General features: G+C 50.5%; 24 protein-coding genes and 2 tRNA genes. 7 read left to right on the forward strand and 19 right to left on the reverse strand.

The features are described 5' to 3' along the window. Positions 1–2 precede the first annotated feature (2 nt). The 15 genes from ACFQO0_RS00390 to rpsO form a co-directional block, all read right to left on the reverse strand. Positions 3–650, reverse strand: coding sequence for an NADH-quinone oxidoreductase subunit J (locus tag ACFQO0_RS00390; RefSeq protein WP_382231970.1), 648 nt, complete (start codon positions 648–650; stop codon positions 3–5). 68 nt (positions 651–718) lie between these two features. Further along, positions 719–1,207: an NADH-quinone oxidoreductase subunit NuoI gene (gene nuoI / locus ACFQO0_RS00395; RefSeq protein ID WP_382231972.1), complete on the reverse strand. Its 489-nt coding sequence runs from the start codon at positions 1,205–1,207 to the stop codon at positions 719–721. A gap of 32 nt (positions 1,208–1,239) precedes the next feature. Next, complete coding sequence (gene nuoH, locus ACFQO0_RS00400) at positions 1,240–2,313, reverse strand: NADH-quinone oxidoreductase subunit NuoH (RefSeq protein ID WP_382231974.1); 1,074 nt, start codon at positions 2,311–2,313, stop codon at positions 1,240–1,242. Continuing rightward, on the reverse strand, positions 2,313–4,640 hold the full coding sequence (gene nuoG / locus ACFQO0_RS00405) for an NADH-quinone oxidoreductase subunit NuoG (RefSeq protein ID WP_382231976.1): 2,328 nt from the start codon (positions 4,638–4,640) through the stop codon (positions 2,313–2,315). Before nuoG ends, nuoH begins: the two co-directional genes overlap by 1 nt. A gap of 61 nt (positions 4,641–4,701) precedes the next feature. Beyond that, positions 4,702–5,997 carry an NADH-quinone oxidoreductase subunit NuoF gene (nuoF, locus tag ACFQO0_RS00410; protein ID WP_382231978.1) on the reverse strand — a complete coding sequence of 432 codons (1,296 nt, stop codon included), beginning with the start codon at positions 5,995–5,997 and terminating at the stop codon, positions 4,702–4,704. Next, positions 5,994–6,473, reverse strand: a complete 480-nt coding sequence (gene nuoE, locus ACFQO0_RS00415) for an NADH-quinone oxidoreductase subunit NuoE (RefSeq protein ID WP_382231980.1) — start codon at positions 6,471–6,473, stop codon at positions 5,994–5,996. The genes nuoF and nuoE overlap by 4 nt, the downstream gene beginning before the upstream one ends. A 27-nt stretch (positions 6,474–6,500) precedes the next feature. Further along, a complete protein-coding gene (locus tag ACFQO0_RS00420) occupies positions 6,501–7,754 on the reverse strand; it encodes an NADH-quinone oxidoreductase subunit D (RefSeq protein WP_382231982.1) in 1,254 nt (417 codons plus the stop codon). Then, positions 7,754–8,350, reverse strand: a complete 597-nt coding sequence (locus ACFQO0_RS00425) for an NADH-quinone oxidoreductase subunit C (RefSeq protein WP_382231984.1) — start codon at positions 8,348–8,350, stop codon at positions 7,754–7,756. Before ACFQO0_RS00425 ends, ACFQO0_RS00420 begins: the two co-directional genes overlap by 1 nt. 17 nt (positions 8,351–8,367) lie before the next feature. Beyond that, positions 8,368–8,844 carry a NuoB/complex I 20 kDa subunit family protein gene (locus ACFQO0_RS00430; RefSeq protein ID WP_012079319.1) on the reverse strand — a complete coding sequence of 159 codons (477 nt, stop codon included), beginning with the start codon at positions 8,842–8,844 and terminating at the stop codon, positions 8,368–8,370. 3 nt (positions 8,845–8,847) lie between these two features. After that, entirely contained in the window at positions 8,848–9,207 is a 360-nt protein-coding gene (locus ACFQO0_RS00435) for an NADH-quinone oxidoreductase subunit A (RefSeq protein ID WP_382231986.1), read from the reverse strand. 149 nt (positions 9,208–9,356) lie between these two features. Further along, positions 9,357–9,441: transfer RNA gene (locus tag ACFQO0_RS00440), tRNA-Leu, on the reverse strand. 86 nt (positions 9,442–9,527) lie between these two features. Continuing rightward, positions 9,528–9,938: a preprotein translocase subunit SecG gene (secG, locus tag ACFQO0_RS00445; protein WP_382231988.1), complete on the reverse strand. Its 411-nt coding sequence runs from the start codon at positions 9,936–9,938 to the stop codon at positions 9,528–9,530. Between the two features lie 73 nt (positions 9,939–10,011). Next, the gene (gene tpiA, locus ACFQO0_RS00450) at positions 10,012–10,758 is read right to left on the reverse strand and encodes a triose-phosphate isomerase (protein WP_382231990.1); all 747 of its coding nucleotides are present in this window, start codon (positions 10,756–10,758) and stop codon (positions 10,012–10,014) included. 141 nt (positions 10,759–10,899) lie between these two features. Next, positions 10,900–13,032 carry a polyribonucleotide nucleotidyltransferase gene (pnp, locus tag ACFQO0_RS00455; RefSeq protein ID WP_382231993.1) on the reverse strand — a complete coding sequence of 711 codons (2,133 nt, stop codon included), beginning with the start codon at positions 13,030–13,032 and terminating at the stop codon, positions 10,900–10,902. A 221-nt stretch (positions 13,033–13,253) separates the two neighbouring features. Further along, entirely contained in the window at positions 13,254–13,523 is a 270-nt protein-coding gene (rpsO, locus tag ACFQO0_RS00460; RefSeq protein WP_112992476.1) for a 30S ribosomal protein S15, read from the reverse strand. A gap of 150 nt (positions 13,524–13,673) precedes the next feature. On the opposite strand from rpsO, the gene bamE reads away from it, so the two are divergent. Next, on the forward strand, positions 13,674–14,183 hold the full coding sequence (gene bamE, locus ACFQO0_RS00465; RefSeq protein ID WP_382231996.1) for an outer membrane protein assembly factor BamE domain-containing protein: 510 nt from the start codon (positions 13,674–13,676) through the stop codon (positions 14,181–14,183). Positions 14,184–14,310: 127 nt separating this feature from the next. Here the strand turns inward: bamE and oxlT are convergent, their stop codons facing one another. The 3 genes from oxlT to ACFQO0_RS00480 all read right to left on the reverse strand — a co-directional run bounded on the left by oxlT (position 14,311) and on the right by ACFQO0_RS00480 (position 16,807). Further along, positions 14,311–15,627: an oxalate/formate MFS antiporter gene (gene oxlT, locus ACFQO0_RS00470; protein WP_382231998.1), complete on the reverse strand. Its 1,317-nt coding sequence runs from the start codon at positions 15,625–15,627 to the stop codon at positions 14,311–14,313. A gap of 232 nt (positions 15,628–15,859) precedes the next feature. Then, entirely contained in the window at positions 15,860–16,174 is a 315-nt protein-coding gene (locus ACFQO0_RS00475) for a hypothetical protein (RefSeq protein ID WP_382232000.1), read from the reverse strand. 411 nt (positions 16,175–16,585) lie between these two features. Next, positions 16,586–16,807 carry a glycine zipper 2TM domain-containing protein gene (locus ACFQO0_RS00480; protein WP_382232002.1) on the reverse strand — a complete coding sequence of 74 codons (222 nt, stop codon included), beginning with the start codon at positions 16,805–16,807 and terminating at the stop codon, positions 16,586–16,588. Between the two features lie 243 nt (positions 16,808–17,050). Between ACFQO0_RS00480 and ACFQO0_RS00485 the strand changes: the two genes are divergently transcribed. Together ACFQO0_RS00485 and ACFQO0_RS00490 are read left to right on the forward strand one after the other, a co-directional pair. Beyond that, complete coding sequence (locus ACFQO0_RS00485) at positions 17,051–17,608, forward strand: chalcone isomerase family protein (RefSeq protein ID WP_382232004.1); 558 nt, start codon at positions 17,051–17,053, stop codon at positions 17,606–17,608. Continuing rightward, positions 17,605–18,846, forward strand: coding sequence for an MFS transporter (locus ACFQO0_RS00490; protein ID WP_382232006.1), 1,242 nt, complete (start codon positions 17,605–17,607; stop codon positions 18,844–18,846). Before ACFQO0_RS00485 ends, ACFQO0_RS00490 begins: the two co-directional genes overlap by 4 nt. Positions 18,847–19,069: 223 nt before the next feature. Here ACFQO0_RS00490 and ACFQO0_RS00495 read toward each other — a convergent pair. After that, positions 19,070–19,146 (reverse strand) — tRNA-Arg (locus ACFQO0_RS00495). Positions 19,147–19,411: 265 nt separating this feature from the next. Between ACFQO0_RS00495 and ACFQO0_RS00500 the strand changes: the two genes are divergently transcribed. The 4 genes from ACFQO0_RS00500 to ACFQO0_RS00515 all read left to right on the forward strand — a co-directional run bounded on the left by ACFQO0_RS00500 (position 19,412) and on the right by ACFQO0_RS00515 (position 25,429). Next, positions 19,412–20,902 (forward strand): PAS domain-containing sensor histidine kinase, encoded by a 1,491-nt coding sequence (locus ACFQO0_RS00500; RefSeq protein ID WP_382232008.1) that lies wholly within the window; start codon positions 19,412–19,414, stop codon positions 20,900–20,902. Between the two features lie 127 nt (positions 20,903–21,029). Next, a complete protein-coding gene (locus tag ACFQO0_RS00505; RefSeq protein ID WP_382232010.1) occupies positions 21,030–21,677 on the forward strand; it encodes a response regulator in 648 nt (215 codons plus the stop codon). 179 nt (positions 21,678–21,856) lie between these two features. After that, positions 21,857–23,416, forward strand: coding sequence for a GGDEF domain-containing protein (locus ACFQO0_RS00510; protein ID WP_382232012.1), 1,560 nt, complete (start codon positions 21,857–21,859; stop codon positions 23,414–23,416). A 495-nt stretch (positions 23,417–23,911) separates the two neighbouring features. Further along, complete coding sequence (locus tag ACFQO0_RS00515) at positions 23,912–25,429, forward strand: flagellin N-terminal helical domain-containing protein (RefSeq protein ID WP_382232014.1); 1,518 nt, start codon at positions 23,912–23,914, stop codon at positions 25,427–25,429. Positions 25,430–25,507: the final 78 nt, after the last annotated feature.

Consider the following 25,507-nt stretch of genomic DNA (forward strand, 5'->3'; position numbering starts at 1 on the left):
CCTTATTTTTGTTCTGCTGCAGGAGCAGCTGGTGTTTGATCGCCGCCGTTACCACGCATGGAATCGGCCTTCATCTTTACTATGCGCAGACGATCACCCGACTTGACCTTGACTGCATCGCCAGGCGAGAAATACTTGCTGTCCTTGCGCTTGCGCATTGTCAATGCAACCGCTGCAACCATACCGACCAGCAGAATCAACGCGGCAATTTCAAATGCATAAAGGTAGTCGGTGTAGATCAGTTTGCCCAATTCCTTTGTGTTGCCGATCATCGCGGCGCCTTCCGGCACCACGGTATGCGACTTCCAGAAACCGCGAAACAGCACTGCTGCCATTTCCAGCACGATCACGACACCGATCGTGGCGGCCAGCGGCAGATAACCCCAGAAACCTTCGCGTACCTTGGTCAACTTGATATCGACCATCATCACGACAAACAGGAACAGCACCATCACTGCGCCTACATATACCAGCACAAGTACGATGGAAAGGAACTCTGCTTTGAGCAACATCCACAGCGCAGCTGCGGTACAGAAGGACAGCACAAGAAACAAAGCCGCATGAACCGGATTGGAATCAGTGATGACACGTATGGCAGCGAAAACCAGAATCGCTGAAAACACGTAAAACAATACAGTTGTAAATTCCATAATCAACCAAAAAGTCAGCAAAAAGTCAGCGTAAAAGTCATCGTAATACTGCTGCTAATACTATTAAATCAACGATAGGCCGCGTCGGCGGTACGTGCAGCTGCAATTTCAGATTCGTAGCGGTCGCCGACGGCCAGCAGCATCTCTTTCGTGTAGTACAGATCGCCGCGCTTTTCGCCGTGGTATTCGAAAATATGTGTTTCAACAATCGAATCGACCGGGCAAGATTCTTCACAGAAACCGCAGAAGATACATTTGGTCAAATCAATGTCATAGCGTGTAGTACGACGTGTGCCGTCCTCACGCTGGTCAGATTCGATCGTGATTGCCATGGCCGGACAAACTGCTTCACACAGTTTGCAGGCGATACAACGCTCTTCACCGTTCGGATAGCGACGTAATGCATGCAAACCACGGAAACGTGGCGACTGCGGCGTCTTCTCTTCCGGGAACTGCACGGTAATCTTGCGCGCAAACATATAGCGACCTGTCAGGGCCATGCCCTTGAGCAGTTCACGCAACATCAAACTACCGAAAAAATCCTTAATTGCTTCCATCTTGGCTTCCCTCTTTGCTCAGCCTTGCTGCATTAATTCCAGATATTCCACGAGGTTTTCATCCAGATCGCGACGATCAACAGATAAACCAAAGTCAATGGAATGAAAACTTTCCAACCTAGGCGCATGATTTGATCGTAGCGATAGCGTGGGAACGATGCACGGAACCAGATAAACAGGGTTACAACGAACCATGTCTTTGCACCGAGCCAGATCCAGCCCGGAATCCATGTGAATGGAGCCATATCGATAGGTGACGACCAGCCGCCCAGGAACATCAGCGTTGCCATGATCGAAATCAACCACATGTTGGCGTATTCAGCCAGGAAGAACATCGCGAATGACATACCCGAGTATTCAACCATGTGACCAGCGACGATCTCTGATTCACCCTCAACCACGTCAAATGGATGGCGATTCAATTCAGCCGTACCCGAGATGATGTAGATGACAAACATTGGCAGCAGCGGCAACCAATTCCACGACAGGAAAGTCAGGCCCATGTTGGCACCATTGCCCGTAGTTTGCTGCGCCACGATTTCAGACAAATTCAAGCTGCCCGATACCATCAAAATGATCACCAGCACGAAGCCCATCGCGATTTCATATGAAATCATTTGTGCCGATGCACGCATCGCACCGAGGAACGCATACTTGGAGTTGGATGCCCAGCCTGCCACGATCACACCATAGACTTCCAGCGAAGTAATTGCCATTACGAACAGCAAACCTGCATTGACGTTTGCCAATGCAGCGTCTGGTCCGAATGGAATCACAGCCCATGCTGCCAGCGCCGGCATGATAGTCATGACTGGAGCGATCAAAAACAAGGCCTTGCTTGATTTTGCCGGAACAACGATCTCTTTCAACAAGAGTTTGACGCCATCGGCGATCGGTTGCAGCAGACCTGCAGGGCCGGTGCGGTTGGGGCCATGACGAACGTGCATCCAGCCGATGACTTTACGTTCCCACAAAGTCAAATAAGCGACTGCACCCATCAATGGCGCGACAACTGCAATGATTTTTACCAAATTCCACACCAGCGGCCAGTAAAAGCCGAGGAACGATTGACCCGTTGCGTGGATGGATGCCAACAATTGATCCATTACGCTTTCTCCACGCTGATAGAACCAAACATCGCGCCCAGACCAGCTGTCTCTTGACGGCCGGCAGCAACGCGCACCACATTCGCTGGCAATGTAGAAGCAATCGCTGCGACCAGCACTGCACTACCCTCGCCTTGTTTTACTTTTACCTGATCACCGGCAGCCACACCCAACTTGGCAGCCAGATCAATCGACAGCCACGCTTTAGGTGCAGCTGCATCACTGGTTTCTTGCAATGCAGGTGCACGACGAACGATGGCATCGGTCGAATAAATCGAGACATCAGCTACACGTTCCAGGGACATGGCAGGCGCAGCGACTGCGGCTTGCGGCATCGCTTTGCTGATATTGTTCAAACGTGGGACCAGATTCGCGTCAGCTGGAGCGTTGACGCCCAGAATTTCATTGCGGATCGCTTCCGATGTTTCATATTCAAAACCTTGCAGGCCGGCCAGATTGCCCAACACGCGCAGTACTTTCCACGCCGGACGTGTATCAGCCAAAGGCTTGACAGTCCCGTTGAAGCTCTGTGCACGACCTTCGCAATTGACGTAGGTGCCGGAAGTTTCGGAAAACGGAGCAATCGGCAACAAGACATCGGCGAAATCCATGCCGTGCTTATATGGCGACATTGCAACAACCATCTCCGCCTGGTCCATCGCGCGACGCGCAGCTTGTGGATTGAATGTGTCCAGCTCTGGCTCTGTGTTCAACAGCAAGAATGCTTTACGTGGCTGCGCGAGTATCTGCTCAGCAGCGACACCGTTTGCACCAGCCAGGTAACCACCAACACTATTTGCGGCTTCGGTCAGGAAACCAAATTTTGCATCTGTGTTTTGTGCAATCCATTGTGCTGCAGCGTGCAATTGTGCTGCCTGCGGATGTTGCAGGACAGCGTTGCCGAGCAAGACTGCTTTTGGTTCGCCGGACAACAGGCTGGCCGCAATTTGTTTTGCTTCTGCCGATGCTTGAATGCTGTCAAAGCCTGCTGGAGCAGCCACACCTTTAGCTTGTGCAACGGCGACAACAACTTCAGACAATGCTGCCAACCAGTCGGATGGCGCTTTGATCATCTTGTTTGCAACCGGCATCAACAGATCGTCGTCTGTCGCATGCAGGATGCTGACGCTTGCACCTTGCTTGACTGCTTGACGCAGACGCGCAGCCAGCAGTGGATGATCTTTACGCAGGAAAGAACCGATTACGAATGCGCGTTTCAACGCTGCGAACTCATTGATCGACATACCCAACCAAGGTGTGATCGAAGGATCGAGTGCTCCATCAGCTTGACGCAGGCGGAAATCCACATTGTTCGAACCCATGCCACGCACGAGTTTTTGCAACAGATTCAATTCTTCCATTGTCGAATTCGGCGTCGCCAATGCAGCAATCGCATCCGCACCGTGTTCGTGCTTGATGTTACGCAAACCGTGCGCCACATATTCAAGTGCTGTCTGCCAATCGGTTTCCTGCCATTTTCCGTCTTGCTTGATCATTGGTGTCGTCAGACGATCTTCGCTGTTCAGGCCTTCATAAGCGAAACGATCTTTATCCGAGATCCAGCATTCATTCACATCATCGTTTTCCAGTGGCAGCACGCGCATGACTTTGCCGGCTTTCACTTGAACGACCAGGTTTGCACCCAGGCCATCATGCGGACTTACCGATTTGCGACGCGACAATTCCCAGGTACGAGCACTGTAACGGAACGGCTTCGATGTCAGTGCGCCAACCGGGCACAGATCGATCATGTTGCCCGACAATTCGGAGTCAACAGTTTTACCGACAAACGATGTGATCTCTGCATGCTCACCACGACCCAGCATGCCGAATTCCATCACGCCTGCAACTTCCTGACCGAAACGGACGCAACGTGTGCAGTGGATGCAACGGCTCATCTCTTTCATCGAGATCAGCGGACCGACGTCTTTTGGCACGACTACACGTTTTTCTTCTTCGTAACGCGAAGAAGACTCGCCGTAACCGACTGCAAGATCCTGCAATTGGCACTCACCGCCTTGATCGCAAATCGGGCAATCGAGCGGGTGATTAATCAGCAAGAATTCCATCACGCCTTTTTGCGCCTTGACCGCTTTTTCGCTGTTTGAGCGAACGATCATGCCTTGCATTACTGGCGTCGCACAGGCTGGCAATGGCTTAGGTGCTTTTTCAACCTCGACCAGGCACATACGGCAGTTCGCCGCGATGGACAATTTTTTGTGGTAGCAGAAGTGCGGGATGTAGGTGCCGAGTTTATTGGCAGCATCCATTACCATGCTGCCCTCTTGCACTTCAACTTTTTTACCGTCTATTTCGATTTCAACCATGACTTTGCTTTTGTTGACTTCAGTGTTCTCACTAGGTTTATAACGCTAACGAAGTGATCGGCTAAATGTAAGCGGGCACCAAGCAATGCTTATGCTCAATGTGATATTCAAACTCTTCACGGAACTGCTGAATCATTGCACGTACCGGCATCGCAGCTGCATCGCCGAGCGCACAAATCGTACGACCCTGAATGTTGTCGGCGACCGAATTCAGCATATCCAGATCTTCGGGACGACCTTGTCCGTTCTCAATACGATGCACCATACGGTACAACCAGCCGGTACCTTCGCGGCACGGCGTACACTGACCGCAGGATTCTTCAAAATAGAAGTAGGACAGTCGCAAGAGCGCCTTGACCATGCAGCGCGTCTCGTCCATCACGATGACAGCACCGGAGCCCAGCATAGAACCTGCCTTGGCGACCGAATCGTAATCCATATCGGTAGCCATCATCAGCTCACCCTTGACGACTGGCACTGACGAACCACCAGGAATAACCGCCTTGAGCTTTTTACCGCCGCGCACGCCACCGGCTAACTTCAGCAGTTCGGCAAATGGGGTACCAAGCGGAATTTCATAATTGCCCGGTCTCTCCACGTCGCCAGACACCGAAAATATCTTGGTGCCGCCGTTATTTGGTTTGCCGATTGCTGCGTAAGCCTCAGCCCCCACCTGAAAGATGAATGGCACTGCAGCAAAAGTTTCGGTGTTGTTAATCGTGGTTGGCTTGCCGTACAAACCATAGCTTGCAGGGAATGGCGGCTTGAAGCGAGGTTGGCCTTTTTTGCCTTCCAGCGATTCCAGCAGAGCGGTCTCTTCGCCGCAGATATACGCGCCAAAACCATGGAATGCATGCAACTGAAAGCTGTATTCAGTATCCAGAATGCGATCACCGAGAAAACCTGCTGCGCGGGCTTGTTCCAGCGCTTCTTCGAAACGATCGTATTCGGCAAAAATTTCGCCATGAATATAGTTGTAACCGACGCTGACACCCATTGCATATGCAGCAATGGTCATGCCTTCAATCACGGCGTGCGGATTGTAGCGAAGGATATCGCGATCCTTGAATGTACCTGGCTCGCCTTCATCAGAATTACAAACCAAATATTTTTGGCCTGCGTAATTCTTAGGCATGAAGCTCCACTTCAAACCGCTGGGGAAGCCCGCGCCGCCACGACCGCGCAGCGTCGATGCCTTGACTTCGGCAATGACTTGATCAGGCGTCATGCCTTCGCTCAGGATGCGCTTCAATGATGCGTAGCCACCACGCTTGACATACTCTTCCAGACCCCAGTTATCGCCGGTGAGGCCGGCGAGAATCAATGGCTTGATATGACGATTATGCAGACTGGTCATTTCTTCAATTCCTCTACCAGGGCGTCGATTTTTTCATCCGACATAAAACTGCACATACGCTTGTTATTAACCAGCATGACAGGCGCATCACCGCAAGCACCCATGCATTCACCCTCAACCAGCGTGAACTGGTCATCTGCCGTCGTTTCACGATAATCGATACCAAGCTTTTGCTTCAAGTAATGCGCAGCCTTCTCGCCACCAGACAATTGACACGGCAGATTGGTACACACCGAGATCTTGAACTTGCCGACCGGTTTGGTGTTGTACATATTGTAAAAGGTTGCAACCTCTTGCACCGCGATCGCAGGCATGCCCAGATAGTCAGCGATATCTTGCATGACTTCAGGCGGCAGCCAACGGGTTTCATCCTGAGCAATTTGCAGTGCGGCCATGACCGCAGACTGTTTTTGATCTGGAGGGAACTTGGCGACCTCGCGGTCGATTTTTTTATACGCTTGCTCTGATAACAGCATGTCTATGCCTCAATTATTGATCCGCGATTAGCGGTCAATTTCACCAAACACAATATCTTGCGTGCCGATGATGGTTACTGCATCGGCAATCATGTGACCCTTGGCCATCTCATCCAATCCTTGCAGGTGCGGGAAGCCAGGCGCACGAATCTTCATGCGATAAGGCTTGTTCGCGCCATCGGAAATCAGATAGACACCGAACTCGCCCTTCGGATGCTCGACCGCAGCATAGGCTTCACCTGCCGGTACGTGGAAACCTTCAGTGAACAGTTTGAAGTGATGGATCAAATCTTCCATGTTCGACTTCATGCCCACGCGTGATGGCGGTGCAACCTTGTGGTTGTTCGTCATCACAGGACCCGGATTGTTACGTAGCCACTCCACGCACTGCTTGATGATGCGATTGGATTGGCGCATCTCTTCGACACGCACCAGATAGCGATCGTAGCAATCGCCATTGGTACCAACCGGAATATCAAAATCCATCAGGTCGTACACTTCGTACGGTTGCTTCTTGCGCAAATCCCATTCGATGCCTGAACCGCGCAGCATCGCGCCGGTAAAGCCCATCGCCATCGCACGCTCAGGTGACACCACGCCGATACCAACCAAACGCTGCTTCCAGATACGGTTATCGGTCAGCAAGGTTTCGTATTCATCGACATAGGTCGGAAAGCGATTGGTAAAATCTTCAATGAAATCAAGCAGGGAACCCTGGCGATTCTCATTCAGTTGATTAATTGCTTTGGCATTGCGAATGATCGATGCTTTGTGCTGAGGCATCGCATCAGGCAGATCGCGATAAACGCCGCCTGGACGATAGTAAGCAGCGTGCATACGCGCACCAGAGACCGCCTCGTAGCAATCCATCAAATCTTCACGCTCACGGAAGGCATACAGAAACACGCCCATTGCGCCAACGTCGAGCGCATGCGCGCCGAGCCACATCAGGTGATTCAGGATGCGGGTGATTTCATCGAACATGACGCGAATGTATTGCGCACGCAAAGGCACTTCGATATTGAGCATTTTCTCAATCGACATGACATATGCATGTTCATTACACATCATCGACACATAGTCGAGACGATCCATGTAAGGAACGGATTGCAGATAGGTTTTTTGCTCTGCGAGTTTTTCAGTAGCGCGATGCAGCAATCCGATATGCGGATCGGCACGTTGAATCACTTCGCCATCCAACTCCAGAACCAGGCGCAACACACCATGCGCAGCAGGATGTTGTGGGCCAAAGTTAAGCGTGTAGTTCTTGATTTCAGCCATTATTTCATCCCGTAGTGTTCTTCACGAATGACACGCGGCACGTTTTCACGCGGGTCGATCGTTACAGGTTGATAAATGACGCGTTTTTGTTCCGGATCGTAGCGCATTTCAACATAGCCAGAGACAGGGAAATCCTTGCGGAATGGGTGACCGATAAAACCATAGTCGGTCAAAATGCGACGCAAATCGTTGTGACCTTCGAACAGGATGCCGAAGAAGTCAAACGCCTCGCGCTCATACCAGTTGGCTGAAGGCCAGATATCGATCATCGACGCAACGACGGGCATTTCATCGTCCGGCGCAAATACGCGCACACGCACGCGCCAGTTATGCTTGATTGACAACAAGTGAGAAACCACAGCGAAACGCGGACCTTCCCACACGCCATCGCCATACGTCGAATAATCAACGCCGCACAAATCAACCAATTCTTCAAAACGCAAATCCGCATGGTCACGCAACACACGCATTGCGGACAGGTAGTCATGCGACTTTACGACTATGGTAGCTTCGCCCAACGCCAGCGAAAGACTTTGAAGCTGATCGCCCAGCGCATTGCGCAGAGCAGCTTCGAGGAGTTCAAGTTTGATCGTCATATGTACTATTCAGTCTCTTAGCGAGCGATCGTATTGGTACGACGGATCTTGTTTTGCAACTGCATGATTCCGTACAGCAGTGCCTCAGCGGTTGGAGGACAACCCGGCACATACACGTCAACAGGAACAATGCGATCACAACCGCGCACTACAGAGTAAGAGTAATGGTAATAACCACCACCATTGGCGCACGAACCCATCGAGATAACCCAACGAGGCTCAGCCATTTGATCGTAGACTTTGCGCAAAGCCGGCGCCATTTTATTGCACAAGGTACCGGCAACAATCATTACGTCGGACTGACGCGGCGAAGGACGAAATACCACGCCAAAGCGATCCAGATCGTAACGCGACGCACCTGCGTGCATCATCTCGACCGCGCAGCACGCGAGACCAAAGGTCATCGGCCACATCGACCCGGTACGAGTCCAGTTGATCAGTTTATCGGCTGTCGTCGTAACGAAGCCTTCATTCAATACGCCTTCAATTGCCATGACTTACTCCCAATCCAGCGCGCCTTTTTTCCATTCGAACACCAGACCGATGGTCAGTATTCCAAGGAAAATCATCATTGCCCAAAATCCCAGCATGCCAACTTCACGCATTGCAGCTGCCCAAGGGACAAGGAACGCCACCTCAAGGTCAAACAGAATGAATAAAATAGCGACGAGATAGTAACGCACATCGAACTTCATGCGCGCATCTTCAAATGCTTCGAAACCACACTCGTACGGGGAAAGTTTTTGATCGTCCGGATTATGCGGACCGAGAATGCGACCCAATATCTGCGGCGCAACACCGACGCCGATACCGACCAGGATAAAGAGTAAAACGGGGAAGTAATTTTCGAGGTTCACGATTAGCTGGCTGTAAGTTGAACGATAAATGGCTGGCAAAAATACGTTGAATCAAATACTGAATACGATGCATCTAACGACAAATTTCCAACCACATCTTTGTCGATAAAAAGCCAGCTTAGGCATTCCCTTGCTGGCCTTAAATTTTTTGGTGCCGACGGCGAGACTCGAACTCGCACAGCTTTCGCCACTACCCCCTCAAGATAGCGTGTCTACCAATTTCACCACGTCGGCGCAAGACGCACATTTTAACCTGCTTTAAGACATTTATTCAATGTGCAATTGCATTAGAACAAGAAGAAAACAGGCTTTACGCACACTTATTTTGGAATCTGATTTGATTGACCTGTTCCACTCGACGAAGCAGGTGCTGCAGGCACTGTTGTCGGCGCTGTTGCAGGTGCGGCAGATGACGCTGCCGGAGCAGTTGCCTCAGCACCAGGAACTGCAGAAACAGGTAAATTCTCCATCACGCCAGCACTGGTTGCAGGAGGCTTGTTGCTGATGAAGGCAAGACCCAATGTCGCAGCAAAGAAAATCGCAGCAGCAACACCGGTGAACTTCGACAAGAAGTTAGACGATCCTGTCGCACCGAACAAACTGCCTGACGCACCCGAACCAAAGGAGGCGCCCATATCAGCACCCTTACCATGTTGCAGCAATACGAGGCCGACAATCGTCAATGCTGACAGCACTTGGACAACGACGATGATGGTATGCAAACTATTCATTTCAATTTCCAGTCTTAGGTAATTCGTAATAGAGCTTGGCGCTTCTTGATACTTTTTAATATTTTTTTAGCACTTAGGCCGCACGGATAATCGAAAGAAAATCCATCGCTTTCAATGCCGCTCCGCCAATCAAGCCACCATCAATATCCGGCATGGCGAGCAATTCTTTGGCATTCTCCGGCTTCATGCTGCCACCGTATAAAATTTTCACTTGCATTGCGGCCTGCGCATTCTTTGCAGAAAGGCGCTTGCGCAACATGGCATGGACTTCCTGCGCCATTTCTGGCGTTGCGGTCTCGCCGGTTCCAATTGCCCAAACCGGCTCATATGCCACTACAATTTTCGACAAGTCGTTTTCCGCAATCAATGACAGGACCGCATCGATTTGTTCACCCACGATTACGTCGGTCCGCCCTGCTTCGCGCTGCGCCAATGTTTCACCAACACAGACGATAGGAATCAGCCCTGCCTTGATTGCACGCACTGCTTTTTGCGCAACCAATTCATTCGTTTCGCCAAAATACGCACGACGCTCAGAATGCCCGACTATCACATAGCGGCAGGAGAATTCCAGCAACATTGATGCCGATACCTCACCGGTATAAGCACCCGCGTCATGCGCGGACATATCTTGTGCACCCAGCGCTATTGCGCTACCAGACAACAAAGCCTGACATTGCGCGAAATAAGGCGCTGGAACGCATACTGCAGCATCACATGCAGCGTTGCCCAACCCGGCTTTGATTTCCGCTAGCAAAAGTGCATTGGCAGCAATACTGCCATTCATTTTCCAGTTGCCTGCGACGAGTTTGCGGCGCATATGAAACCCATGATTCTAATAACCGGCTATTGTAGCGTGTTGCGACGAGGTGGGTCAAACGCAAGAATGCATTCTCCCAATGAAAAACCGCCCACAGCGCTAGCCGTGGGCGGTTTTTATGCTGCGTCCAAACAAGAATAATTATTCTTGTGGTGCAGCCTCAGGCGTTTCTTCAGACACTGCTGCTTTCATCGACAGTTTCAAACGGCCGCGATCATCTGTTTCCAGAACTTTAACGCGAACTTGCTGACCTTCTTTCAGGTAATCAGCCACTGCGTTGACGCGTTCGTTGGCGATTTGGCTGATGTGCAATAAGCCATCTTTGCCTGGCATCACTTGAACAATCGCACCGAAATCCAGCAATTTCAGAACGGTACCTTCGTAGACTTTACCGACTTCAACAGAAGCGGTCAGTTCTTCGATGCGACGTTTAGCTTCCTGGCCAGCAGTTGCATCGACTGAAGCGATGGTGACTACACCTTCATCGCTGATGTCGATTTGGGTGCCGGTTTCTTCGGTCAGCGCACGAATAACAGCGCCGCCCTTGCCGATTACGTCACGGATTTTTTCCGGATTGATCTTGATGGTGATCAGGCGTGGTGCGAAGTCAGACAATTCACCGGTGGTGCCGCTAGGAACTGCTTTTTCCATTTCGCCGAGGATATGGATACGGCCTTCTTTCGCTTGCGCCAAAGCGACTTGCATGATTTCCTTGGTGATACCCTGGATTTTGATGTCCATTTGCAAAGCGGTAATACCGTTTGCTGTACCAGCCACTTTAAAGTCCATGTCGCCGAGGTGATCTTCGTCGCCGAGGATGTCGCTCAAGACTGCGAACTTGCCGCCATCCTTGATCAAGCCCATTGCGATACCAGCCACGTGTGCTTGCATAGGAACGCCAGCATCGATCAATGCCAGGCAACCGCCGCAGACAGAAGCCATAGACGACGAACCGTTGGATTCGGTGATTTCCGAAACCAGACGAACCGAGTAGCTGAAATCTTCTGGTGCCGGCAGAGCAGCGACCAGCGCGCGCTTAGCCAAACGGCCGTGACCGATCTCGCGACGTTTAGGGGTACCAACACGACCGGTTTCACCAGTAGCGAACGGAGGCATGTTGTAATGCAACATGAAACGATCCGAGTACTCGCCCATCAACGCATCGATTTTTTGTTCGTCGCGTGCTGTACCAAGAGTTGCAATTACCAAGGCTTGTGTTTCGCCACGGGTAAACAAGGCCGAACCATGGGTACGCGGCAAGACGCCGGTACGAATCGAGATTGGACGCACAGTACGTGTGTCGCGACCATCGATACGTGGCTCGCCATCAAGGATTTGCGAACGGACGATTTTTGCTTCCAGGTCGAACAAGATGTTGCCAACTTCGGACGAATCCGGCGCAGCGCCGCCTACCGAAGTAGCCTCTGCAGCGAGTTCAACATTCACTTCAGAGAATGCATCTTTCAACTTGGCAGTACGTGCCTGCTTGTCTTTAGTTTGGTAAGCAGCGCGCAACTTTGCTTCAGCAAAGTGCGATACACGAGCGATCAACGCCTCGTTTTTTGCCGGCGGAGTCCACTGCACTTCTGGCTTGCCACCGTCACGCACCAGATCATGGATAGCATTGATGACTGCTTTCATTTGATCGTGGCCGAACACAACTGCACCGAGCATGACTTCTTCTGACAATTGTTTGGCTTCTGACTCAACCATCAGCACAGCGATTTCGGTACCAGCAACAACCAGATCCAGATCCGATGTTGCCAATTGTGATGTGGTCGGGTTCAATACGTATTGGCCATCGATGTAACCAACGCGTGCCGCGCCGACCGGACCAGCGAATGGAATGCCGGAAATCGACAATGCTGCCGATGCGCCGATCATTGCAGCGATGTCCGGATCAATCTCTGGATTGACCGACATTACGTGAATGATGATCTGCACTTCATTCAAATAACCTTCAGGGAACAGCGGACGAATCGGACGATCGATCAGACGCGATGTCAGGGTTTCTTTTTCGGAAGGACGGCCTTCACGTTTGAAAAAGCCGCCTGGAATACGACCGGCAGCATAGGTTTTTTCTACATAATCGACGGTCAACGGGAAGAAATCCTGACCTGGCTTGGCATCTTTCTTTGCCACTACGGTAGCCAGTACAACAGTATCTTCAATCGAGACGAGTACGGCACCGGAAGCTTGACGGGCGATTTCGCCGGTTTCAAGCGTGACCGTATGTTGACCATACTGGAAAGTTTTAGTGACTTTATTAAACACGGTGTTCCTTTCTAATTTTACCGACAGATTTTCAGGCGCTGTCGCCCACCTCACCACGAACACTCCATCAAAATGATGGTGCGCTTTATTACTCAACTCAAATTTATTAAGTGAAGCTTTACCAACATTACGAACCACAAACTGCCAAAAGACAAAATGCCCGCATCAGCAAACTGACGCAGGCATTTTTTTATGCAAGCCGGATAAAATAACGCAATGAATTACTTGCGCAGACCGAGCTTTACAATCAGATCACGATAACGAGTCGCATCTTTACTTTTGAGGTAAGACAACAAGCTCTTGCGACGGTTAACCATCATGATCAAACCGCGGCGGGAATGGTGATCCTTCGAGTGTGCTTTGAAGTGACCGTTGAGTTCGTTGATACGTGCGGTCAACAGAGCGACTTGCACTTCTGGTGAACCTGTATCGTTTTGGCCACGTGCGTTATCGGCAACGATAGCGGCTTTGCTTGCTTTTTCGAGAGACATGAGACTTACCTTTCACATGCGATGCATAGAGTCTTCACCCCACACACCGTGAACAACGATTAATAAAACAGGTCAAATTGACCAGCCCGGAGTATAGCGGAAAGACCGAGGCGATTCAAACACTTAGCGCATTTATTTGAGGAAAACAGCATGAAATCTAGTCAAACAGCAATATTGGGTGGATTACTCCTCATGCTGAGTGCCTGTGCTGCACTCATGCCACCGCCGATCAACGTTGGCGAACCGGAAGCATCGGTAGTCGCCAAACTGGGACGGCCGACCGCGCGCATTCCTGACAGTAACGGTTATCTGCTGGAGTACTCCCGCAACCCTTGGGGACAAGCTATAGACATGGCGCGCTTTGACGATGACGGCCGATTGATTTCGTACGAGCAAGTACTGACGATGGAGAAATTCGCCACCATCAAGCCAGGTGTATCGACCAAAACCGAGGTCTTGCGCACCATCGGCCACCCTTCGGAAACATCGTATTTACCACGCTTGCAACTGGAAGTATGGACGTATCCCTACAAGGAAAGCGGTGTGTGGAATTCAATGATGCATGTTCATTTCAACAACAATGGCACCGTCAACAAAATGGAAAACGGGCCGGACCTGCGTTTTGATCGTGACGGCAAATTCGGCTTCGGCGGCTGGTAAATCATCGTCGCATACAGAAAAAGGGTTGATGCTTGTCGCATCAACCCTTTCGATTAGTCCATTCATATGGACTAATTCACTCCGCAGATATTAGATCCCTGACGTATCAGGTACAAAACTTAAACCATTACGCAGCAACGCGTTGGCCACTTTCTTCAGTTGCGGCAACGGTAGCAGCTCCTTTAGCAATCATGCGCAGGCGCATCGGTTGCAAAATGAACTTGGCAGACACGCCCGCAATGATCGTAACAACTGCTGCGACGATGAACACACGATTCCAGTTACCGCCAACCGCCAAAGCCGATCCCAGTGGAACCAGCAATGCGGACGTACCTTTCGCTGTGTACAACGTACCGGCGTTACCAGCAGCGAATTTACTACCGAACGTATCTCCGCAGATTGCAGGGAAGATCGAGAAGATTTCGCCCCAGCACAGGAAGACCATTGCTGCGAAGAACATGAATGCAACGGGGTTATGGCCGAACTGCATCAGGCCCAACAGTGCCAAGCCTTCGCCAATAAATACGATGAACATGGTGTTTTCACGACCGATCTTATCGGAGATGAAACCGCACAGTGGACGAGTCAAGCCGTTAGCGACGTTATCGATCGACAGCGTCATCGTCAACAACGGCAATGTGGCTCCGAACAATGTCATAGGCAATGCTGCAAAGCCGTAGTCAGTGGCGATTGGACCAAGCTGAGCCACGGCCATCAAACCACCAGAAGACACCAGAACAAACATTGCGTAGAGAATCCAGAACACTGGCGTTTTCAGCATTTGCTTGGTTGTGTAGTCTACTTTGGTTGCCACAGTGCGCGCACCAACAGCTCCTTTAGGTGCAACTGGTTTCACCAGCAGCAATGCCGCGATGAAAATCAAAACGCCCTGAATAATGCCGAACGTGAAGAATGTGTGTTCGTAACCAGAAGCCTTAATCATGTTCGCGATAGGAATCACGGTGATCGCAGCACCAGCGCCGAAGCCAGCAGCGGTCAAGCCCGCAGCCAGACCACGGCGATCCGGGAACCATTTCAACGCATTACCAACGCAAGTACCGTAGACGCAACCTGCGCCGATACCTGAGATAACAGCCGCTGTGTACAGCATAGGCAAGGATGTTGCATAGCTATTCAAAACCCAACCGAGACCAGCGCAAATTGCACCGCCAGCAACGACAGGGCGCGGACCGAATTTATCGACCAGGTAACCTTCGATAGGTACCAACCATGTTTCAGTCACGATGAAGATCGAGAATGCGAGTTGAATCGCAGCTTTGCCCCAGTGGTGAGCATTGTCCATTGGCGTTACGAACAGTGTCCAACCATATTGCAGGTTGGCGACCAGACCCATACAGAAAATACCGATAATAAGTTGCACCCAGCGATTTTTGTAACCTGTTGCGCTCGGAGTATTCGATGCGCTTGTTTGATTGTTACTCATTAACTACCTCTCAAGAAGTCATAAACGTGGAAACGATCAAGGCCACGTCGTGGACATGCCGATCTGTTTCGAATGTGATTTGTGACTGCAGGTAAGGGTGCGGCATAACCAGACGCGGTCAAGACCATCCAACGAATAGTGATTCGTTGTGTACGGTATTTTGTAATGACGTTGACCTGCGAGGCTAATAAATGCGTGCGTCTATGCGCACCCATTGCTCACCAAATACCTGCTACAGGAGAGGTGGAGCGCGAGAGGAGTAATGCGTGGATGCTTTGGAGAAGAATTGCTTGATCGAAGCTTGTGGTGGCTCAATCGCAAGGTTGGGCAATTCCAGCAGGGGAAAGGAAGTGGTCAGCCCATTATCGAAATCATCGAAGACCAGATGCGAAACCGCACCACCATCGAAACAGGCACCGTCATCATAGAGGCACTGATAATCGACCTGCGCGCGCTTGATATTCGTTAACGTCTCGGCGAACGCCAACTGCTGCGCAAACAGCAGAGCAAAGGCAAGCCAAATATTAACGAGAAGACGCGATTTCATCAGAGGTAATGAGGACAACCCTGCGCAGAAGTGAATTACGTGAGCAGAGAGCAGCCTGAATAATTACTGGGATGCAGGAATTATAGATCGATTTGTAAAACCGCGTTATCAGATATTGATTTTGCGGCTAACTGATATTCCATCGCCGCATATCATCATGATTTTTGCTTATTGTTCAACTCGCCCGCAAACCTAGCAAGGAAGCGTGCCTAACTTTTGCATATAAATAACACTAAAAAACAAAGCGGATGCAACTGGCACCGTCGTTGTATGAATGAACAAGTATATCGACAAGTCCTGATTATCCATCAGCGAGTTATTATCACGCACAGTCTTACATAAAGTCGACCATGCATCAGTTGCAAGCGCTTTGTATTTATAAATCGGTAATCTTTTTTAAGAAATTACCAATTATTTATTTTTGCCGACTTCATTTCCGATAACACCACCGACAGCGGCGCCACCCACTGTGCCGAGAGTGCTGCCTCCTGTGAGAACAGACCCACCAATCGCTCCGGCTCCTGCGCCGATCACTGTGCTTTTATCTTGTCTGGACATGCCTTCGCAACCTGCTGCGCTCAGCAACACAACAGTAGCCAACAAGGAGAATGCAAATTTTTGCGTCGTTTTCATGGAACACCTCATTTTTAGAGCATTGAACAAAAATATTTTTGTCGAATCTTAAAATAGTCGCCATTTCAAATAAGGTCCGTGCGATAGCGCACTTATATATATGCATCAATCAAAATTAAGATAAGGTTATGTGCAGGCAATAACGTTGCAGCTTTGAATCTTTGGGATAATGTGCGAGCCTGGTTCACTGTGCGATTTCGTTCAGAAATATTGAGGTCGCCCCCCCCTATACGCGAGAAAAATATGAAGCTAGTCAAACACGCAATTGCCTGGCTGCTGGCGACGGCAATGCTGCATACAGCAGTGGCAGCGGAACCTGTGCCCGAGCATATAGGGCAGGAAATAGCCCAGGCCCGCGTAGCGGGAAAGGGGAGTTTTCGATGGTTTGGATTAAAAATTTACGATGCAAAACTGTGGGTAGGTGACAAGGGCTATCAGACACACGCGCCGGCCACTGCCCCACTCGCTCTGGATTTGCGCTATGCACGTAGTTTGCAAGGCAAAAAGATCGCCGAAGCCAGCGAGGATGAAATGCGCAAATTGAATCTGGGCTCTGCCCAACAGCGCGCAAATTGGCAAGCAGCGATGGAAAGAATTTTTCCTGATGTGAATGAAGGCACGCATCTGACCGGCGTATATCTTCCCAACCAAGGGACGCGCTTTTACCTGAATGGGAAATTTCTTGGTGAAATCATGGACACCTCTTTTAGTCATGCTTTCTTCGCGATCTGGCTAGACCCGAAAACTACTGCATCCGAATTGCGCACCGCATTGCTGACCGATGCGGGACCGCGCCAATGAGCAGACTGACTGCAAAGTCGTTTTTTGCCTATGGCTTGTTCGGACTACCTCTCGCACTGGTCGCACTACCTATCTATGTATACGTACCGCAGTTTTATGCTGAACGCTTCGGCCTGTCACTGACACTGATCGGCGCTGCACTCTTGGCTGCGCGCGTGTTCGATGCATTTATCGATCCATTGATAGGCTTGTGGATAGACCGCGCCAAGAACCGCAAAGGTTATGGCGGCTTCATATTGATTTCACTGCCCTTGCTATCGCTCGGTTTTCTTGCCTTGTTCCACCCGCCTGCCTTGCTGCACGATGCAGCATTACTGTGGTTCCTGTGCACGCTGTTATTGGTTTATGCCGGCTTCAGTCTGGCGAGCATTGCCCATCAGAGTTGGGGCGCGGCGCTAACGCAAGAGCTGGGAGAACGCTCGCGCCTTACTGCAACGCGGGAGGCTTGCGGCTTAATCGGCGTCGTGCTGGCGGCTTCACTGACTGGATTGCTGGGCTTCGATTGGCTGATCGGCATCTTCGTTGTCACCCTCTCGATAAGTGCCATCATCCTGCTCAAGCTTGCACCACGACCTCCCACCTGCATCGCTTTGCATGCAGGCTGGTCTGCGATGATCGAACCATTTCATAACAGACGTTTTCGCTGGCTGTTCACAGTCTTGATCGTTAATGGCATTGCAGCATCGATCCCGGCTACCCTTTTCTTGTTTTTTGCCAAGGATCAGTTGCAACTTGCGCAGCATGCCGGCCTGTTCCTGGTTTTGTATTTCATTGCCGCAGCATGCTCTATGCCCTTATGGGTCGCGCTTGCGAAACGTCATGGTGAAGCGCGCATCTGGTTAATCGCGATGTTGCTGTCGGCCGCTGCTTTTATCTGGGCTTACGGCTTGTCAAGCGGCGCTGCGCTTCCATTTGCGGTGATCTGTGTACTGTCAGGATTGACGCTCGGCGCCGACCTCGCGCTGCCGCCGGCCTTGCTGGCCGCTGTCATTGGCCGGGCTGGACACAGCGGCCAGCGTGAAGGCGCTTATTTTGGCGCATGGAATTGGGCGACTAAAATGAATCTGGCGCTAGCGGCTGGCATATCCCTGCCTTTACTGGAACAGCTAGGCTACATTCCAGGAACGGTAAACAGTGACGGTGCGCATGCACTTTCCGTCGCCTATGCTTTGCTCCCTTGCCTACTTAAATTGGTGGCAGCCAGCATTCTTTGGCGTGCGCCTTTGCATGATGTATGAGAGCACATCTTCATGCCAACCAAGCATAGTGAATTAGAAAAGTGTTTCCTTCGGATGCCAATCTCTGGATGGCTACTGCTGTTGCCAACTGGAACAATGACTAGTGACGAAACATTTGCTTGAGGACTACTGAATAGCAGAAATTCTCTTCACCCTAAAATCACTGGACAAAGAAAAACGGGTTAGTGCTTGTGGCACTAACCCGTTGATTTACTGCTCGTTCTGGTGCGGCTGGCAGGAATCGAACCCACGACCCCTTGGTTCGTAGCCAAGTACTCTATCCAGCTGAGCTACAGCCGCGAAAAACAAAATTATAGCATGGGTGCAATTCATTTTGGAAGCCCTATTCGCAGACTTTATTCAAGATATCTATTTATTCTCATGCAAAGTCGAGAGCAACCACAAAAATGTCCAGCGCCGTGCCACTCTGTGCGTCAATTGTGCGAAAAAACTTAGCTAATGTCGGTCAATAACTTTTACACTCAAACAACTCGACAGCATTGCCAATCAGCTGCTCATCCAATCGCCAACCGCCTGTTCCACTTTAATACCTGCATACTCAACAATGAAACCTGAAGCAAATATCATCAACAAGATGCATGCAGAATGGTTGCCGACCATTCTGCGCGGATCGTTCAGCGAAATTTATGTATTGAACTGCGACACCCTGCGCTTCGAATATGTTAATCCCACGGCGTCCAATAATCTGCAATACAGCAACGACGAACTGGCTGGCATGGCGCCCACAGCGATAGCGAAGAACAGTACGAATGAAGCGTATAAACAATGCTTCGAGGAGTTACGCGACGGGAATCAGACTTCGGCAGCTATCAATACTGTGCATACGCGCAAGGATGGCACCACTTATCCGATTGAATTTCAACTGTTTTATCTGGCGTCGGATACCGGCCCCGTCATTATCGCCATAGGCAATGATGTCAGCTCGCGCGACAAATCGGATAAAGCACTGCGCGCCAGCGAATCGCGACTCAACGCCATGGTATCCAATATGCCAGGCTTGGTTTATCAGTTTCTCTTATGTGAAGACGGACAATTTTCATTCCCCTATCTCAGCGATGGGTGCGAAGCCTTGCTGGGGGTTAGCACAGAAGAATTACGCGATGATCCTGCAATGTTTGTCAGATTGATTTTGGCTGAAGACAGGCAATCCTATCGCGACACGATGCTGACATCGACTAGTCAGATGAGTAACTGGAACTGGGAAGGACGCATCTGGATCGAGAAATGGAAAGACGTTAAATGGATCAATCTTCGCGCCACTCCGCGCATATTGGAGGGGCATGCGGTGCAATGGGAAGGCATCATGACGAACATCACCGCCAGCAAGCTCGAACAGGAAGAAATCATTCGATCGCGCGCGCAACTGGCCGAACTGTCAGCACACATTAATACCGTCAAGGAAAAAGAACGTACGCATATCGCACGCGAAATCCACGACGATCTGGGCGGCAACTTAACTGCCATCAAGATGGCGCTCGCGCTGTTAACGCGACGCATGCCAAACGACAATCCAGAATTGATTGAAAAAGCGGACTATGTTGAATCGCTGGTCGACCGTACGATAGAAACAGTACACAGAATCGCCGGCAATCTACGGCCGGGAATACTTGATTTCGGACTGGTCGCGGCCATCGACTGGCAAGCAAAAGAATTTGTGAAGCAAGTCGGCATTCCCTGCAAATTTTCGTCCAGTCATACCGAAATTGATTTGGACCTCGATCATGCAACGGCCCTCTTCCGTATTTTTCAAGAGGCCCTCACCAATATCGCCAAACATGCAAAAGCCAGCGAAGTGGATGTTCATTTGGTACACACGCATCAATATGTGAGACTGGAGATTATTGATAATGGCGTTGGTATCAAAATGGCTGATCGTACAAAGTCCAAGTCATTTGGCATACGCGGCATGGTGGAAAGATCAATCGCGATGGGTGGCAGCCTGACTGTGAGTACCGCGTCGAGAGGTGGCACAATCGTTGCTATAAACGTCCCGCTGGTATCGTTCCCCCTTGCAACAGAGCAAAATCAGCGTTAAAACAAACAGTATTGGTAAATACCTGACCGAATTTGCCCATTTGGAATCGTATAATTCCAAAATTTGTCACATCCAAAAGAACAGCAAGCTGGCATCTGACACCATGCAGATTCTATAAAGCAGAATAATGACAACCAAGAATGTAATAAAAGTCCTGATTGCCGACGATCACGCGATCGTACGCGAAGGCCTCAAACAAATTTTGGCCGACACCAAGGATATTATCGTCGCCGGCCATGCAGAAAACGGCAACGAAGCCATCAAGCTGTCGCGCGAAGGCGCATGCGATGTCCTGCTGCTGGATATCTCCATGCCCGATCGCAGCGGCATCGAAGTGCTCAAGCAGGTCAAGAAGGAAACGCCCAGCATCGCTATTCTCATGCTCTCGATGCACAGGGAAGATCAATATGCGATCCGTTCACTGAAGGCCGGTGCCTCCGGCTATTTAAACAAGCAAAGTGCGCCGGCCGAATTGGTCAATGCAATTCGGCAGGTTGCCAGTGGACGTAAATACATTAGTGCAGCGCTCGCGCAGGAATTAGCCAATCAGATCAATGACAATCATGAAGCACCTTTGCATGAAACCTTGTCGGACCGTGAATATCAAACGCTGACCATGATCGCATCCGGCAAAACTGTCAGCGACATTGCAGCCGAACTGGTTTTATCAGTAAAAACCATCAGTATGTATCGTTCACGTTTGTTGCAGAAAATGAAACTTCGGCACAATGCCGAGTTGACGCATTACGCGATTAAAAACCATCTGGTCGATTGATTAATGCGAAACATAAGACGCGAAGTTGCACTATTGGCATTATTTATTCCAGCAATAACAAAACACCAAACTAACAACGATTTTCTGCGCTAATTCAATTATTAAATCTGCCGACATTGCTCTATTATTCGACGATAGGCCGATCTCCGACCATCTAACAATAAAGCGCCCGCGCAGTCATGCCAGACAATTCAGGAAAACCACAAAATCCCGCAGAACTTGCACGTGAAGCATTTCGCCAACTTGCCATACGCAAAATCGCTCCGACGCCTGATGCCTACCGCAAGATTTATGATGAAATCGCCGGTTATGCACAAGAGCCAACACCAGAAGCTATTCTCGGCAATTTTGCCGGCACTCTGATCACGGCGCCGGATGGCGTAGCGCCTATCGGCAAAGCGTTGCAAGTCGCAGCAGCGACACCTTACTGGCCGGATTACGGCAAAGGTCTGTCCGAACTGGTCAAGCATTACCAAACGCAGCTTGCCAACCGTGGCAGCGTTGCTGCAAATGCCACATCTTCTTTGATCGACGATCCGCAACCTGCAATGTTGCGCGATTTGCTGACGCGTACACTGACACTCGCAGTCGCCTCCCTGTTGCAAAGCGTACCCGCACTTGCGGAAGAAGCCGAAGTATTGGGTCGCTCTATCAAAGACGCTCAAACAGAACAAGCGCTGCAAGAAGCATCCACACGTCTGAAGCAGCTCTGCTTCAAGATCGAATTGAAGAGCGGCGACATGGCAGAGCAACATGAGCTGCTGCTACGCCTGTTCAATTTGCTGCTGGAGAATGTCGGTGGCTTGCTAGATGATGATTCATGGATGCACGGGCAAATCGAAGCAGTACAAAATCTGATTACCGGACCGATCGACGATATTGCGCTGAAAGAAGTGATGCGCAGTCTCAAGGAAGTGATCTATAAACAGAGCGCCTTGAAACACAGCCTCGTCGATGCCAAGACCACGGTCAAAAACATGATGGTCACATTCATTGACCGTCTTGGTGAAATTGCAACGACGACAGGCAATTATCACAAGAAAATAGACGGCTATTCCAAACAACTTAGTAACACAGCAGATGTCGGCAAGCTTGGCAAGATCCTCGATGAGGTGATGAAAGAGACGCGCCTCGCCCAAACTGAAGCCTTGCGCTCACGCGATGCGATTCTGGCGGCACGCAAGGATGTTGAAGATGCCGAAGCGCGGATCCATAATCTTGAAGCCAAACTGGAACAAATGAGTGAACTGGTACGCGAAGACCAATTGACAGGCAGCCTCAATCGTCGCGGCCTGGAAGATGTTTTCGAACGTGAGTTGGCTCGTGCCGAACGCCGCGCCTCTCCGCTTTGTATCGCCATGCTAGACCTCGATGATTTCAAAAAAATCAATGACAATTACGGCCATACTGCTGGCGACGAAGCCCTGATCCACCTAGTCCGCGTGATCAAGGAAACCCTGCGCACCATGGATATCATCGCCCGCTTCGGTGGTGAGGAGTTCCTGATCGTCCTACCCGACACCCCGCTGGAAGAAGCGGTGCAGACCATCACCCGTCTGCAGCGCGAACTGACCAAGCAGATTTTCATGCACAATCACACGCGCCTCCTGATGACTTTCAGCGCTGGCGTTGCCTTGCGAAAAGAGCAAGAAGACCAGCAATCGATGATCAAGCGTGCCGATGCCGCGTTGTATGAAGCGAAAAGAACAGGTAAAAATCGCGTCATCGCCGCAACTTAAGCCTTTTTAAAACATTCGCAACCGTTACGAACAGCCCTGACAGCCGGATTCATTCAAACCCGTTTACATATATTTTTCCTTCGCCATCTTCTTTTTGGCGAGGGAAATTACCTTCTTCCCTTCTTTTGTCGGCAACACCACCTTTCTTCTCACATTTATTTGCACTGCATATAATAGGGGAAACAAGCAAAAGGTGATCATTTTGGCAAGCACCCTACTCGACAGGAAATAAGAAAAATAAAGGGTAAAAACCCTTTTTATTTGTTTTCTTTTTTAAGAAAATTCCTTAAAGATTTTCCACAAAGCAACCGTGAAAGAAACTATCTGGCTGCAGTTTGGGTGAAACCGGAAAAAATTTAGTTTTGCTGTAGCACTAAACTTTTTCCGGAATCGTCCGATAAAACTTACAACGACGCTGTACATGCGAAATCACGCAAGGCAGACGTTGACAGTGCTTCAGTCAGACTTCCATCGGACTACAACAGGAGAATCATCATGGCAGCAGTCATTAACACCAACACCTCGTCGCTGAATGCACAACGCAATCTGACGATGTCCCAGTCTTCACTTGCAACATCCCTGCAACGTTTGTCGTCCGGTTTGCGCATCAACAGCGCAAAGGATGATGCAGCAGGCTTGGCAATTTCCGACCGTATGACCAGCCAGATCAATGGCTTGACTCGTGCAGCTCAAAATGCAAACGACGGTATCTCGATGGCGCAAACCGCTGAAGGCGGCTTGGGCACAGCAACCGATCTGTTGCAACGTATCCGTACCCTGGCTGTTCAATCCGCCAACGGCACCAACTCTTCGTCAGACCGCGCTTCTCTGCAAGAAGAAGTCAGCCAACTGCAACAAGAATTGAACCGCGTCGCAAACACAACCCAGTTCAACGGACAAAACATTCTGGACGGCTCTCTGAGCAACGCTCAGTTCCAGGTTGGCGCGAACGCAAACCAAACAATTAACTTCTCGATCAGCAGCGCTCAAGCGTCGGCGATCGGCAACAACAGCCTGGCAACTGCCAGCGGCGGCACGATGGTCAATGCTGTCGCAGTTGGCGCAACCGTTCCAGCAAATGCTGTTGCAGGTGGTGCACTGACAGTTCAAGGTAATGGCACAACCAGCACAGTTACTGTTGCTGCCGCTGCTTCTGGCAAAGTCATTGCTGACCAAATCAACGCTGCTGCTGGTGCAACTGGCGTAAGTGCTTCCGCAACCACCGTAGCAACACTTGGCGCTTTCGCAGCAGGTACAGTTTCGCTTACATTGCAAGGCACACCAACTGCTGCTGGCGCTGCAAACCCAGTGACGGTTAGCGCAACCCTGGCAACTGCAACGGACGTTGGTAGTTTGGCTAAAGCAATCAATGACCAAGCTGGCACTACTGGTATCACGGCAATTGCTGATTTGACAAACGGCACCATCTCGTTGACGCAATCGCAAGGCTACGATATCGGCGTAACCAACAACACAACTCAAACAGGTATCACCTTCAAAGGTGCTCCCACTACCGATGGTGGTACAGGTGTAGCCGTGACTCTGGGCGCAGGCGGTGCAAATGATTCGTCAGTCGTCGGTGCAAAAGTAACGCTCAACTCGTCGGAAGCCTTTACAGCAAGTTCGGCTGGCGTGGGCATCTTCACCGGTGCAGCGGCAGCAGTTCAAAGCAGCACATTGGCATCCGTTGCTTCGATCGATATCACCACCGTCACCAACGGCATCCCGTCGGGCGCCAACAGTGCATTGCAGATCATTGACTCCGCTCTGGCTAACCTGAGCTCGTCACGTGCATCACTCGGTGCGCTGCAAAATCGCTTCACATCGGTTGTTTCGAACCTGAGCACAACCAGCGAGAACTTGAGTGCAGCGCGTAGCCGTATTCTGGATGCTGATTTTGCTTCGGAAACAGCCAGTCTGACACGTGGTCAGATCCTGCAACAAGCTGGTACCGCAATGTTGGCTCAGGCAAATGCCCTGCCAAACGGCGTACTCGCTCTGTTGCGCGGCTAATCGCTAGCAGCTGTACGGTAAGGAACGGTTCCCCGACTGCAATTCAGCAGCCGGGGAATTGTCACAATGGGAGTCAAT

Origin of the sequence: Herminiimonas aquatilis (assembly GCF_042665175.1) — a bacterium.
GTDB classification, from domain to species: domain Bacteria; phylum Pseudomonadota; class Gammaproteobacteria; order Burkholderiales; family Burkholderiaceae_D; genus Oxalicibacterium; species Oxalicibacterium aquatilis.

Coding starts and splice junctions, on each gene's coding strand:
- ACFQO0_RS00390 (WP_382231970.1), bottom strand. CDS start 650: ATGGAATTTACAACTGTATTGTTTTACGTGTTTTCAGCGATTCTGGTT.
- nuoI (WP_382231972.1), bottom strand. CDS start 1,207: ATGGAAGCAATTAAGGATTTTTTCGGTAGTTTGATGTTGCGTGAACTG.
- nuoH (WP_382231974.1), bottom strand. CDS start 2,313: ATGGATCAATTGTTGGCATCCATCCACGCAACGGGTCAATCGTTCCTC.
- nuoG (WP_382231976.1), bottom strand. CDS start 4,640: ATGGTTGAAATCGAAATAGACGGTAAAAAAGTTGAAGTGCAAGAGGGC.
- nuoF (WP_382231978.1), bottom strand. CDS start 5,997: ATGACCAGTCTGCATAATCGTCATATCAAGCCATTGATTCTCGCCGGC.
- nuoE (WP_382231980.1), bottom strand. CDS start 6,473: ATGCTGTTATCAGAGCAAGCGTATAAAAAAATCGACCGCGAGGTCGCC.
- ACFQO0_RS00420 (WP_382231982.1), bottom strand. CDS start 7,754: ATGGCTGAAATCAAGAACTACACGCTTAACTTTGGCCCACAACATCCT.
- ACFQO0_RS00425 (WP_382231984.1), bottom strand. CDS start 8,350: ATGACGATCAAACTTGAACTCCTCGAAGCTGCTCTGCGCAATGCGCTG.
- ACFQO0_RS00430 (WP_012079319.1), bottom strand. CDS start 8,844: ATGGCAATTGAAGGCGTATTGAATGAAGGCTTCGTTACGACGACAGCC.
- secG (WP_382231988.1), bottom strand. CDS start 9,938: ATGAATAGTTTGCATACCATCATCGTCGTTGTCCAAGTGCTGTCAGCA.
- tpiA (WP_382231990.1), bottom strand. CDS start 10,758: ATGCGCCGCAAACTCGTCGCAGGCAACTGGAAAATGAATGGCAGTATT.
- rpsO (WP_112992476.1), bottom strand. CDS start 13,523: ATGTCTCTCGAAAAAGCAAGCAAAGCCGCTATCGTTGCCGATAACGCA.
- bamE (WP_382231996.1), top strand. CDS start 13,674: ATGAAATCTAGTCAAACAGCAATATTGGGTGGATTACTCCTCATGCTG.
- oxlT (WP_382231998.1), bottom strand. CDS start 15,627: ATGAGTAACAATCAAACAAGCGCATCGAATACTCCGAGCGCAACAGGT.
- ACFQO0_RS00475 (WP_382232000.1), bottom strand. CDS start 16,174: ATGAAATCGCGTCTTCTCGTTAATATTTGGCTTGCCTTTGCTCTGCTG.
- ACFQO0_RS00480 (WP_382232002.1), bottom strand. CDS start 16,807: ATGAAAACGACGCAAAAATTTGCATTCTCCTTGTTGGCTACTGTTGTG.
- ACFQO0_RS00485 (WP_382232004.1), top strand. CDS start 17,051: ATGAAGCTAGTCAAACACGCAATTGCCTGGCTGCTGGCGACGGCAATG.
- ACFQO0_RS00490 (WP_382232006.1), top strand. CDS start 17,605: ATGAGCAGACTGACTGCAAAGTCGTTTTTTGCCTATGGCTTGTTCGGA.
- ACFQO0_RS00500 (WP_382232008.1), top strand. CDS start 19,412: ATGAAACCTGAAGCAAATATCATCAACAAGATGCATGCAGAATGGTTG.
- ACFQO0_RS00505 (WP_382232010.1), top strand. CDS start 21,030: ATGACAACCAAGAATGTAATAAAAGTCCTGATTGCCGACGATCACGCG.
- ACFQO0_RS00510 (WP_382232012.1), top strand. CDS start 21,857: ATGCCAGACAATTCAGGAAAACCACAAAATCCCGCAGAACTTGCACGT.
- ACFQO0_RS00515 (WP_382232014.1), top strand. CDS start 23,912: ATGGCAGCAGTCATTAACACCAACACCTCGTCGCTGAATGCACAACGC.